This is a genomic window from Clostridium sp. (assembly GCF_036639235.1).
Taxonomy (GTDB): domain Bacteria; phylum Bacillota; class Clostridia; order Clostridiales; family Caloramatoraceae; genus Clostridium_AB.
Genome location: NZ_JAVWJB010000007.1, coordinates 29,762 through 41,692, shown reverse-complemented (window position 1 = coordinate 41,692; position 11,931 = coordinate 29,762). Strand labels below are relative to the sequence as shown.

Sequence of the window (11,931 nt, the reverse complement as noted above, 5' to 3'; positions counted from 1 at the left end):
GGATGAATGGAATACTTAACATATTAAAGCCACCTGGAATGACCTCACATGATGTTGTTTCATATGTCAGAAGAACTCTTAAAATGAAAAAGGTTGGACATACTGGTACACTTGATCCTGGAGCAGCTGGGGTTTTACCAATTTGTCTTGGTCAAGGAACTAAAATTGCCCAGTACCTAACAGACCAAAGTAAAGAGTATATTTGTGAACTTACACTTGGCAATGAAACAGATACCTATGATAAGTATGGTGAGTTTTTACATGAAGATTTTAGTGATTATTCACATGTAACATATGATATGTTTATGGATAAGCTTAATAACTTTAAAGGGGAAATTACTCAGATTCCCCCTAAGTATTCAGCTATTAAAATTAATGGTAAAAGAGCCTATGACTTAGCAAGAGAGGGTGAAGAGTTTGTTGTTCCAACTAGAAAGGTAATAATTCACTCTATTGAAGTTTTAGATTTTTCACTTCCTCGTATATCTCTTAAAATAAAATGCTCTAAGGGAACTTATATTAGAAGTATATGTAAGGATCTTGGTGATATGCTTGGATGCTACGGGTATATGAGTTTTTTACTTAGAAGTCAAACAGGACCTTTTACCATTGAAAGTGCAGTGAATCTTAAGGACATTTCTCTAGAGAATATAGAAAATATTTTATATCCTATAGAATATGGACTTGAAATGGACTCGGTTTTTATTGATAATAAACATAGGGATAAAGTTTTAAATGGAAATCCTGTTAAGATTACTTTAGATTCACCTATAAAAGAAGGTGAGAAGGTTAAAGGATTTTTAATGCCAAATACTTTTTTAGGTATTGGACATGTTAAAGGGAGTACATTTAAAATTGATAAACTAATGTTTTAGATCTGGGTAGGGTAATAAGATGAAGATAATTAACGGAGATTTTCAAAAATTAAGTTCTAGTGAACCAATATGTGTTGCACTTGGAACCTTTGATGGAGTACATAGAGGCCATCAAGCCATAATACGTGAAGCTGTTGATATAGCTAAGAAAAAAGGTATAAAAAGTGCAGTACTAACATTTAACAAACACCCAAGAAGTATACTGTTTGAGACAGGTGGACCTAAGATTATTACTGATAACAATTCGAAGGCATCTATAATTGAAACCTTAGGAGTAGATTATTTGTACTTTGTTAATTTTAATAGTGAATTTAGGGACCTTGAAGATAAGGACTTTTTAAAGGGGCTTGTTAATAATCTTAAGGCTAAGGTTATTGTTTGTGGTTATAACTATACTTTTGGAAAAGAAGGACGTGGTAATTCTCTACTTCTTCATCAATCAAAAGATGTGCTTGATTACGACCTTAATGTTGTTGAAAGGGTTTCATTTGTATCCCAAAAGATATCAAGTACAATTATTCGTGAAAAAATCAGTACTGGAAACATTAAAGAGGCTAATAGACTACTTGGGTATAATCTTTTCCAATCTGGAAAGGTTGTATGTGGAAAGGGTCTAGCACATACTATTGGTTTTCCTACTGCTAATGTTATAATAGATGATAAATTATCATTTAAAAATGGCGTTTACATAACCCTTGCACATGTAGATAATAGTATATATCCATCTATTACCAATATAGGTTATACACCTACTGTTGAAAGTAAGTTTAGGGTTATGGAAACAAATATATTTGATTTTAACAAAGATATTTATGGTAAAGAGATTAAAGTGGAGTTTTTAGAGTATCTACGTGATGAGACTAAATTCGCTTCTGTTGGAGACCTTATAGATAGAGTTACAATAGATATTGAAACTGCTAAGGAGTACTTTAAAAATAATATTTACAATAACTAATGTCTTTGGTATAATATTTTAGAACCTATGCTAAGTTATTCGACTCTCCAAACGAATTTCATGGCATAAGGGGATACTTTAAATTAATGGAGGTTACAACAATGGAAAAAGCAATTAAGCAAGAAATTATTCTTAAGCACCAAAGACACGAAGGAGACACTGGTTCACCAGAAGTTCAAATCGCTATTCTTACAAGAAGAATCAACGATTTAACTGGTCACCTTAAGGGTCATATGAAGGACCACCACTCAAGAAGAGGTCTTTTAAAGATGGTTGGAGCTAGAAGAGGTCTTCTTAACTACCTTAAGAAGATTGATATTGAAAGATATCGTGCTATCATAGCTGAACTAGGAATAAGAAAGTAATTAATAGGGCGGTTAATCCGCTCTATTATTTTATCTTTTTTTATTTCAGCAAAATATTTAGTCATTAGACAAAGATGATATGATATAATATTTTTATACATAGTGTTAAAATCTATAAAAAGTATTCATAATAATAATGATACTTTAATTCGTTAATGAAAGGAGGCTGCTTAATGCACCAAATATTCGAAACTAATTTTGTGAATAGAAAGCTTAAGGCTGAAGTTGGTAAGTATGCCCTGTTATCAAATGGTTCTGTACTTATAAGCTATGGTGAAACATATTTACTTGTAAATGCTAATTCTTCTGCAAAGCCAAAGGATGGAATAGACTTCTTTCCTTTAAGTGTTGACTACGAGGAAAGACTATACGCTGTTGGTAAGATCCCAGGAGGTTTTATAAAGCGTGAAGGTAGACCTTCAGAAAAGGCTATTCTATCAGCAAGAGCAATAGATAGACCTATTAGACCACTTTTCCCTAAGGGATATTTTAACGATGTACAGGTAGTTTGTACTGTTCTTTCAGTAGATTCAGACAACTCACCTGAAATTCTAGCTATTAATGGAGCATCACTTGCTCTATCAATATCAGACATTCCTTTTGAGGGACCACTTGGTGCCGTACTTGTAGGAAGAGTTGATGGGGAAATAGTTGTTAACCCAACACTTGAGCAAAGAGAAAAAAGTGACCTTCACTTAACTGTTTGTGCTACTAAAGAAAGAGTAATGATGATTGAAGCTAGCGGAGACGAAATCCCAGAGGATGTTATGTATGAAGCTATTATGATTGGATTTGAAGGATGTAAAGAATCAATTGCATTCCAAGAAGAAGTTATAGCTGCTGTTGGTAAGGAAAAGAACATACCAAATCTATACAAGGTTCCAGAGGAAATTGAAGAAGCTGTAATGAACTTTGCATATGATGAATTATTTGATGCAATGAGATGTTCAAATAAGGAAGAAAGACAAGAAAAGGTTGATGCTATTAAAGATAAGATCTTCACTAAGTTTGAAGAAATTTATCCAGATAACCTTAAAGATATAGATAACGTAATTTATAACATGCAGAAGAAGCAGGTTAGAACTATGGTTATTAAGGAAAAGACTAGACCAGATGGAAGAGAATTTGATCAAATAAGAGAACTTATAAGTGATGTTAGCATACTTCCAAGAACTCATGGGTCAGGTGTATTCCAAAGAGGTCAAACTCAAGTTATGACTGTTGCTACTCTTGGAGCATTAGGTGATGTACAGGTTATTGATGGACTTAGTGAAGAAGAATCAAAGAGATACATGCATCATTACAACTTCCCACCATATAGTGTTGGTGAAGTAAGATTTATGAGAGGACCTGGTAGACGTGAAATTGGTCACGGAGCACTTGCTGAAAAAGCGCTTGAGCCAGTTATCCCAAATGAATCAGAATTCCCATATACTATAAGACTTGTATCAGAGGTAATAAGCTCAAACGGTTCAACTTCACAGGCAAGTGTTTGTGCAAGTACTCTAGCACTTATGGATGCTGGTGTTCCTATTAAGAGACCAGTTGCTGGTATAGCAATGGGGCTTGTAACTAATGATGATGCTAGTGAATATGAAGTATTAACTGATATTCAAGGTATTGAAGATTTCTTTGGAGATATGGACTTTAAGGTAGCAGGAACTACTAAGGGTATTACTGCAATCCAAGTTGATACAAAGATTAAGGGAATTCCAGAAGATATTATTAAGGAAACTGTAGAGAAGGCAAGAATTGCTAGACTTACAATTCTTGATAACATGCTTGAGGCTATTCCGGTTCATAAGAGTGATCTTTCACCATACGCACCTAGAATTATCTCAATGAACATCCACCCAGATAAGATTAGAGATATTATAGGGCCAGGTGGTAAGACTATTAATAAGATAATAGCTGAAACAGGCGTTAAAATCGATATTGAAGATGACGGAAGATTATTTATCTGTGCTCCTAATACTGAAGCTGGAAACAGTGCTAAAGCAATTGTTGAAGGAATAGTTAAGGAAGTAGAAGCAGGTGAAATATACCTTGGAAAGGTAAACAGAATAACTGCATTTGGTGCTTTTGTTGAAGTTCTACCTGGTAAGGAAGGACTTGTTCATATATCTAAGCTTGCTCATGAAAGAGTAAATAAGGTTGAAGATGTTGTTAGCATTGGCGACGAAATACTTGTTAAGGTTACTGAAATTGATGGTCAAGGAAGAATTAACCTTTCAAGAAAAGATGCTATTAAGAAAGAAACAACAGAAGAAAAGGAAACTACGGAATAATCCTAAAAGGGCTTTTAAAAGCCTTTTTTTTATGTTCTTTTATAGGTAAGTTATTAATAAAATAACATGTATAGCATTTTAAATAAGGGTGTAAAATGATAAAAAAATGGATATTACAAAAGACTATGTTCCTAGCTTTAGGTATGGCTCTTATGCTATTTTTAGGGATTATATACGGAGATAGTAAAAGTGTTTTCAAAAGCACAATAACACCTATAGATAAGGTGGATACTGATAAGAAGGTTGTAGCCATTGCATGTAACGTATATGAGGGGGAAGACTTACTTCCATCAATGCTTGAAACTCTAAAAGAAAATAACATTAAGATAAGTTTTTTTATTGGTGGAGTATGGGCTAAGAAAAACATACCTGTAGTTAAAGAAATACTTGATAATGGACATGATATACAAAATCATGGTTATTATCACAAAAGGCCTACACAGCTTAGTCTAGAGGATAATATTAAGGAAATAAAACTAACTGAAGACCTTTTAAATAGGGAACTTGGTATTAAAACTACACTTTTTGAACCACCATTTGGTGATTTTGATGAAAATACTCAAAAGGTAATTCAAAAAGCGGACCATAAACTAGTAACATTTAATATTGATACTATTGACTGGAGGAAAGATGCATCAACAGACCTTATACTAAAAAGAGTTTCAAAAAAGCTTACTGAAGGCGGTATAATATTAATGCATCCAAAGGATATAACAGAAAAGTCTTTAGATTCTATTGTGAAATACATAAAATCACAGGGTTATGAGATAATAACAGTAACTGAATTGCTTAATATTAAGTAATAATAATTGTTGATTTAAGTAGGTACTTATTTTATAATCGATTTATGCAATATAACGCTTAGGAGGTACGTATGTACAAAAGACATATATTAAGCAACGGAATTAAGGTAATATTTGAACATATACCATATGTTAATTCAATTAGTATCGGAGTATGGATTAAAAGTGGTTCAAGATATGAAAATAAGGTTAATAACGGAATATCACATTTTATAGAACATATGCTTTTTAAAGGAAGTAAAAATAGATCCTCAAAACAAATATCTGAAGAAATAGAATTTTTAGGTGGACAGCTTAACGCTTTTACAGCTAAAGAGTCTACATGCTACTATGTTAAGTTATTAGATAATCACTTTAAAAATGGAATAGATGTTTTATCGGATATAGTTATAAATCCTTTATTTACAGAGGAAGATATTGAGAAAGAAAAATCTGTAGTTATTGAAGAAATAAGTATGTATGAAGATCTTGCAGAGGATGTTGTTTCAGATCTTCAGTCAAAGGGTATATGGGGAGAAAATCCACTTGCATATCCTATACTTGGTACATATGAAACAGTTTCAGGATTTACTCGTGAAAGTATACTTGATTATTATAATGAAAGATATACTACAGATAATACAATTATTTCAGTAGCTGGTAACTTTAAAGAAGATGAATTAATTAGTGAACTTGAAGAGAAATTTAATAATTTCAGAAAATCTAACAATGCATTACAATGTGATGATACACCTAGCTACTCAAATCACATTCTAGTTAAGAATAAGCCTATAGAGCAGGTACATGTTACATTAACACTTAAAGGGCTTAAATCAGGAGATGAGGGACTATATAGCCTACTTGCTGTTAATAGCTTCTTTGGAAGTGGAACTAGTTCTAAGTTATTCCAAATTATAAGAGAAGAAAAGGGATATGTGTATACTATTTATTCATACCCATCATCTTACAAAAACTGTGGAATATTTAGTATATACTTTGCATGTAATCCAGCTTATCTCGAAGATGCTATGAAACTTATTAGAGAAGAGATTAAGTCTTTACACAAAAACAAAATGAGTGAAGAAGAAATAAGCAAGATTAAAGAACAACTTAAGGGAAGTTATATATTAGGCCTTGAAGGAGTTTCAAATCTTATGTTTGGCATGGGTAAAGCAGAGCTTACACTTGGCAAAACAAAAACTCCTGCTGAAACTCTTGAGAAAATAGACAATATTACTAAGGAAGATGTAGATAAGGTTATTGACTATGTATTTGAAGATGGCATAATATCTGCTGCGGTAGTTGGGAAAGATATTACTACAGATGAATTTGAATCTTACATATTAAATTAACAAAGGAGGTAGCTATCTAATAGCTATATTACTATGAAGCTTTATATTAAGAAAATATCAAAGGATTTACCTACTCCAAAGTACATGACTGAAGGTGCTGCAGGAATGGACTTATATGCAGCAGTAGAAGGTGACACTATTATTAAAAAGGGTGAAATTAAACTAATTCCAACTGGAATAGCAATATCTATTGAAAGTGGATATGAAGCACAGGTAAGACCTAGAAGTGGTCTTGCAATTAAAAATGGACTTGGACTTGTTAATTCTCCTGGAACTATAGATAGTGATTATAGAGGTGAAATTAACCTTATAATGATTAACTTTGGAACAGAAGACTTTACCATTAAAAGAGGGGACAGAGTTGCCCAAATGGTTATTAATAAAATAAAGACTCCAGATATCATTGAAGTTGAAGAACTAGATGATACTGAAAGAGCAGCAGGTGGTTTTGGATCAACAGGTCTATAACCACCTGTTTTTTAATATACATAACTATATTTGTTTTTAGGAGGTATATTATGAGTAAAAGACTTTCAGAAATAACTAATCTTGAAATAATAAACATATATAACGGAGAAAAATATGGTTTTATAGGTGAATGCGATATGATATTCTCAAGAGATAATGGAGAATTAATTGGACTTGAAGCATATGAAAGTAAATCATCTTTTTTCTCATTTAAAGATTCGGGGAATATTTTCCTTCCATGGACAGCAAAAATGAAGGTTTGTGATAGAACATTAATTTTTGACCATAAAATATAAAATTTATTTTCACAATTTTACAATAAGAGGGTATAATATATTAGTATGTAGAAATATATGTAGCAATAAGGGGGATAAAAATGAATATATTAGTACAGAAATTCGGAGGTACGTCAGTAGCAACGGCTGAAACTAGAGAACTTGTTGCTTCTAAAATAGAAAAGGCTTCAAATGATGGATTTTTACCTGTGGTTGTAGTATCTGCAATTGGAAGGAAGGGAGATCCTTATGCAACTGACACTCTTTTATCTTTAGTAGATGTTAAAGAATCTACATCTGCTCAGGAAAAAGACCTTTTAATGTGCTGTGGTGAAATAATTTCTGCAGTTGTTCTATCAGATACTCTTAATAAAAAGGGTCTTAGAACACGCGTTCTAACTGGAGGGCAAGCAGGAATAATAACAGATAATAACTATGGTAACGCTGAAATCATTAAGGTAGACCCTGTAAAAGTATATGACTTATTACTTGCTGGAATCATACCTATTATAACTGGGTTCCAAGGGGCTACAATGAATAATGAACTTACTACTATTGGTCGTGGTGGAAGTGATACCTCTGCAACTGTTATAGGAGAGGCTTTAAAGGCTAAAGCAATAGAAATATATACAGATGTAGATGGAATCATGACAGCAGACCCTAGAATAGTTAATGATGCTAAAATAATTGATAGTATTAGCTACAGCGAAGTATTCCAGTTAGCAGATCATGGTGCTAAGGTTATTCACCCAAGGGCAGTTTCATATGCTATGAGGGGCAATATACCTGTTTACATTAAAAACACTATGTCCGATGCTAAGGGAACAATAATATCTTCGAAGGAAGAAATTAACTCAAGTCACATAATTACTGGTGTTACTCATATGCCTTGTAGAACACAGGTAAGTATAAGATTTGACAATGGAGCTGATAACTCAAACGAACTATTCTTTACCCTTGCAGAAATGGGAATAAGTATTGATCTTATTAATGTATTTCCAAACTATAAAGCATTTACTATAGATGATAATGATACGGAAAAAGTAAATAACCTTCTTAAAGAGAGAGGACTTAACTACAATATAATTAGAAACTGTAGTAAGGTATCAGTTATAGGCAGTGGTATGAAGGGAATTCCAGGTGTTATGTCTAGAATTCTTATGGCACTTAATAAAGGCGGAATTGAAGTTCTTCAAACAGCTGACTCACATATGACAATATGGTGTCTAGTTAAAGGTGAAGATACTCACCGTGCTATAAATAGTCTTCACAATGAATTTAATCTAGAAAAATAAAAATCAGGATAGGAAAATATTTTCCTATCCTTTTTAGCATATTATTTTATAAATTAAAGAAACTAATACTAAAAATAAAATGAGGTGTTTTACTTGGTATTAGATTCAAACAAAAATAATTATGAACAGGAAAAAAATCCTGTAGACAAACAGGCAGAAAACAACGAAAAGCTTGAAAATTTGAAGCAATTAGGAAATGCAGCTATACCAGATGGCTGTGATGATATATTTACAATTAATATTATTGGTCAAGTAGAAGGTCATAATGTTCTTCCACCACAAACTAAGGCTACAAGATATGAGCACGTTATACCTCAACTTATAGCTGCTGAACAAAACCCTAAGGTTAAAGGGGTATTAGTTGTTCTTAATACTGTAGGTGGTGATGTAGAGGCTGGGCTTGCTATATCTGAGATGATAAACTCATTAACAAAGCCAACAGTATCACTTGTTGTTGGAGGTAGTCATAGTATAGGGGTACCTCTTGCAGTATGTACAGATTATTCATATATTACGCCTACTGCCACAATGATTATACATCCAATAAGAATGAATGGGCTTGTAATAGGTGCCCCTCAAACATTTGAGTACTTTAATAAGATGCAGGATAGAATTATTAGCTTTATTACACGTAATTCAAATATATCTAAAGATAAGCTATATAACCTTATGATGCAAACAGATGAGCTTTTAAATGATGTTGGTACTATTATTATTGGAGAGAAGGCCACAGAACTTGGTATAATTAAAGAAGTTGGAGGAATAGGCAAGGCACTTAATAAGCTTCGTGAATTAATAGAGGAAAAAAAAGAGGTATAAACTTTACAAAAACTTTGTTAATATATAATATGTTAACAAAGTTTTTTATTTATGTTATTTATAAAATATTTAGCTATAAAAGGAGTTTTCAAGTTGACTAAAGAATTAAGCTAAGGGTGGTGTTGTTTTGCCAAGAAATAATAAACATAAAAAACAAAAGGATTCTATTACGGAAAGATATAAAACAGAAATATATGGACTTTTTCTGTTTGCATTTTCAATATTAGTAGGATTTAGTATATATATAAAGCCATCAGGGCTTATTGGTGTATGGATGAGAGATTTAATATTCAGCTTATTTGGTATAACTTCCTATTTAATACCTATTGTAATGCTAGGTACATCAATTTTATTTATACTAAAAAAAGGATATATGTTAATTGAAAAGAAATTTATATGTATAAGTTTGTTTGTAATAACAATTATTACAATGATACATGTTGGTTATTCCCTAGGGGAAAGTCAGGTAGGATTTATAGAAAAATTAACATATTCAGCTCAGCTTGGAATGGAAAAAATGGGGGGAGGTATAATATCTGAATTAATAGCTCTTCCACTAATTTTAATGTTTGGTAGTGTTGGAACATATATAATACTTATATGTATAGGAATTATTTTAACAATTATAATTACAGAGGTATCATTAGTAGATATTTTATACATAATCATAGATAAGATTAGAAACACATTTAATTATGGTGCAGAAGCAGCTAAAAAGGTTAAGGAAAAAGTTCCTAATAAAACTGAAGATAAGCCATCTAGTATTATAATTGATGAAGATGAAAAATCAGCCTCGATTGATGAGGATATTAAAATATTTGATTCATTTGAAAAGGATAAAAAGGAAGAGGATATAAGTAAGCCTTTCTATACTGTTATGGATTCAAATGTTTCAGCTAAGAAAGAAGTTAAAACTTCTAAAGTAGAAAAGGAATCAGCAGTAACAATAATAGATTCTATTGAGTCAATTAATACGGAAATAATAGAAAAGGAATATATTTTTCCTGATATTAAATTACTTGGTGAGATAAATTCAACTAATAATCAGGATGATAAGAAAAGTCTTCTTGAAAATGCTAAATTACTTGAGGATACTCTTCAAAGTTTTAATGTTGATGCAAAAGTTATGCAAGTTAGGCGTGGACCATCGGTTACAAGATATGAACTTCAACCAAGTCCTGGTGTTAAGGTTAGTAAAATAGTTAATCTTTCTGATGACTTAGCATTGTCACTTGCAACTTCATCAGTTAGAATTGAAGCCCCAATACCAGGTAAGGCAGCAGTTGGAATTGAGGTTCCAAACAAAAATGTATCACCGGTATCCCTTAGAGAAGTAATTGAATCACACGAATTTATTGAATTTGGTTCAAATCTTAGTTTTGCACTAGGAAAAGATATTACAGGTAAGTGTATGGTAACTGATATAGGAAAGATGCCTCATTTACTTATTGCAGGTGCTACAGGATCAGGTAAGAGTGTTTGTATAAATACTCTTATAACAAGTCTTATTTATAAATCATCTCCTGAGGATGTAAAAATGATAATGATTGATCCTAAGGTTGTTGAACTTTCTATTTATAATGGAATTCCACACCTACTAATTCCTGTTGTAACTGATCCTAAAAAAGCTGCATCAGCTTTATACTGGGCAGTAAATGAAATGAATGATAGATACAAAATATTTGCTGAAAATAGTGTTAGAAACATTGATGGATATAATAATTTAGTTAAAACAAAGGGCATAGGTAAGAAAATGCCTAAAATAGTTATAATAATTGATGAGCTTGCTGATCTTATGATGGCATCTCCATCAGATGTTGAAGACTCAATTTGTAGACTTTCACAGATGGCTAGAGCAGCAGGTCTGCATCTAATTATAGCTACGCAAAGACCATCTGTGGATGTTATTACAGGGGTTATTAAAGCTAATATACCAAGTAGAATATCATTTGCAGTATCAAGCCAGACAGATTCTAGAACAATCCTTGATATGGGCGGTGCAGAAAAACTTCTTGGACGAGGGGATATGCTATTTCTTCCGATAGGTGAAAATAAGCCAATTAGAGTACAGGGTGCATTTATATCTGAAGAGGATGTTGAGAATATAGTTAACTTCCTTAAAGAATCCTCAGATGAAGAATACTCAGAAGAAGCTATTGAAGAAATCGATAAGATTAAGCCTGAATCTAAGCATATAGATGAAGATGATGACGTGCTACTTAATGAAGCAATTCAAGTAGCTGTTGACTATGGTCAAGCATCAGCATCTATGCTGCAAAGAAGGCTCAGAATAGGATTTAACAGAGCATCTAGACTTATAGAGTCAATGGAGCAACGAGGAATAGTAGGTCCCCAGGAAGGAAGTAAGCCAAGACAGGTGCTTATTTCAAAGGATGACCTATCAAATTATGATGAATAGACTTCTAATAGTTGTAGTTAAATCGCAAATTTGATATT

Annotated in this window: 11 protein-coding genes; all 11 read left to right on the top strand. The window is 32.4% G+C overall.

Going from position 1 to position 11,931, the window contains the following annotated elements; genetic code table 11:
• Positions 1 to 2: 2 nt before the first annotated feature.
• The 11 genes from truB to RR539_RS03370 all read left to right on the top strand — a co-directional run bounded on the left by truB (position 3) and on the right by RR539_RS03370 (position 11,893).
• Entirely contained in the window at positions 3 to 875 is an 873-nt protein-coding gene (gene truB, locus RR539_RS03420; RefSeq protein ID WP_332483430.1) for a tRNA pseudouridine(55) synthase TruB, read from the top strand.
• A gap of 19 nt (positions 876 to 894) precedes the next feature.
• The gene (locus RR539_RS03415; RefSeq protein WP_332473943.1) at positions 895 to 1,830 is read left to right on the top strand and encodes a bifunctional riboflavin kinase/FAD synthetase; all 936 of its coding nucleotides are present in this window, start codon (positions 895 to 897) and stop codon (positions 1,828 to 1,830) included.
• A 101-nt stretch (positions 1,831 to 1,931) separates the two neighbouring features.
• On the top strand, positions 1,932 to 2,195 hold the full coding sequence (gene rpsO / locus RR539_RS03410) for a 30S ribosomal protein S15 (protein WP_332473942.1): 264 nt from the start codon (positions 1,932 to 1,934) through the stop codon (positions 2,193 to 2,195).
• Between the two features lie 173 nt (positions 2,196 to 2,368).
• Positions 2,369 to 4,483 carry a polyribonucleotide nucleotidyltransferase gene (locus tag RR539_RS03405; RefSeq protein WP_332473941.1) on the top strand — a complete coding sequence of 705 codons (2,115 nt, stop codon included), beginning with the start codon at positions 2,369 to 2,371 and terminating at the stop codon, positions 4,481 to 4,483.
• A 125-nt stretch (positions 4,484 to 4,608) separates the two neighbouring features.
• Complete coding sequence (locus tag RR539_RS03400) at positions 4,609 to 5,286, top strand: polysaccharide deacetylase family protein (RefSeq protein WP_332483429.1); 678 nt, start codon at positions 4,609 to 4,611, stop codon at positions 5,284 to 5,286.
• Positions 5,287 to 5,357: 71 nt separating this feature from the next.
• Entirely contained in the window at positions 5,358 to 6,617 is a 1,260-nt protein-coding gene (locus RR539_RS03395; RefSeq protein WP_332473939.1) for a M16 family metallopeptidase, read from the top strand.
• Between the two features lie 33 nt (positions 6,618 to 6,650).
• Positions 6,651 to 7,085, top strand: a complete 435-nt coding sequence (gene dut, locus RR539_RS03390) for a dUTP diphosphatase (protein WP_332473938.1) — start codon at positions 6,651 to 6,653, stop codon at positions 7,083 to 7,085.
• Between the two features lie 50 nt (positions 7,086 to 7,135).
• Positions 7,136 to 7,381 (top strand): YlmC/YmxH family sporulation protein, encoded by a 246-nt coding sequence (locus RR539_RS03385; RefSeq protein ID WP_332473937.1) that lies wholly within the window; start codon positions 7,136 to 7,138, stop codon positions 7,379 to 7,381.
• An 80-nt stretch (positions 7,382 to 7,461) separates the two neighbouring features.
• On the top strand, positions 7,462 to 8,655 hold the full coding sequence (gene dapG / locus RR539_RS03380) for an aspartate kinase (RefSeq protein ID WP_332473936.1): 1,194 nt from the start codon (positions 7,462 to 7,464) through the stop codon (positions 8,653 to 8,655).
• A 93-nt stretch (positions 8,656 to 8,748) separates the two neighbouring features.
• A complete protein-coding gene (locus RR539_RS03375; RefSeq protein WP_332473935.1) occupies positions 8,749 to 9,474 on the top strand; it encodes a ClpP family protease in 726 nt (241 codons plus the stop codon).
• A gap of 127 nt (positions 9,475 to 9,601) precedes the next feature.
• The gene (locus RR539_RS03370; protein ID WP_332473934.1) at positions 9,602 to 11,893 is read left to right on the top strand and encodes an FtsK/SpoIIIE family DNA translocase; all 2,292 of its coding nucleotides are present in this window, start codon (positions 9,602 to 9,604) and stop codon (positions 11,891 to 11,893) included.
• Positions 11,894 to 11,931: the final 38 nt, after the last annotated feature.

What these genes read in the sequence shown, in the direction of transcription:
- RR539_RS03395 (WP_332473939.1), top strand. Translation starts at nt 5,358, where the DNA reads ATGTACAAAAGACATATATTAAGCAACGGAATTAAGGTAATATTTGAA.
- RR539_RS03415 (WP_332473943.1), top strand. Translation starts at nt 895, where the DNA reads ATGAAGATAATTAACGGAGATTTTCAAAAATTAAGTTCTAGTGAACCA.
- truB (WP_332483430.1), top strand. Translation starts at nt 3, where the DNA reads ATGAATGGAATACTTAACATATTAAAGCCACCTGGAATGACCTCACAT.
- RR539_RS03400 (WP_332483429.1), top strand. Translation starts at nt 4,609, where the DNA reads ATGTTCCTAGCTTTAGGTATGGCTCTTATGCTATTTTTAGGGATTATA.
- rpsO (WP_332473942.1), top strand. Translation starts at nt 1,932, where the DNA reads ATGGAAAAAGCAATTAAGCAAGAAATTATTCTTAAGCACCAAAGACAC.
- dut (WP_332473938.1), top strand. Translation starts at nt 6,651, where the DNA reads ATGAAGCTTTATATTAAGAAAATATCAAAGGATTTACCTACTCCAAAG.
- RR539_RS03385 (WP_332473937.1), top strand. Translation starts at nt 7,136, where the DNA reads ATGAGTAAAAGACTTTCAGAAATAACTAATCTTGAAATAATAAACATA.
- dapG (WP_332473936.1), top strand. Translation starts at nt 7,462, where the DNA reads ATGAATATATTAGTACAGAAATTCGGAGGTACGTCAGTAGCAACGGCT.
- RR539_RS03405 (WP_332473941.1), top strand. Translation starts at nt 2,369, where the DNA reads ATGCACCAAATATTCGAAACTAATTTTGTGAATAGAAAGCTTAAGGCT.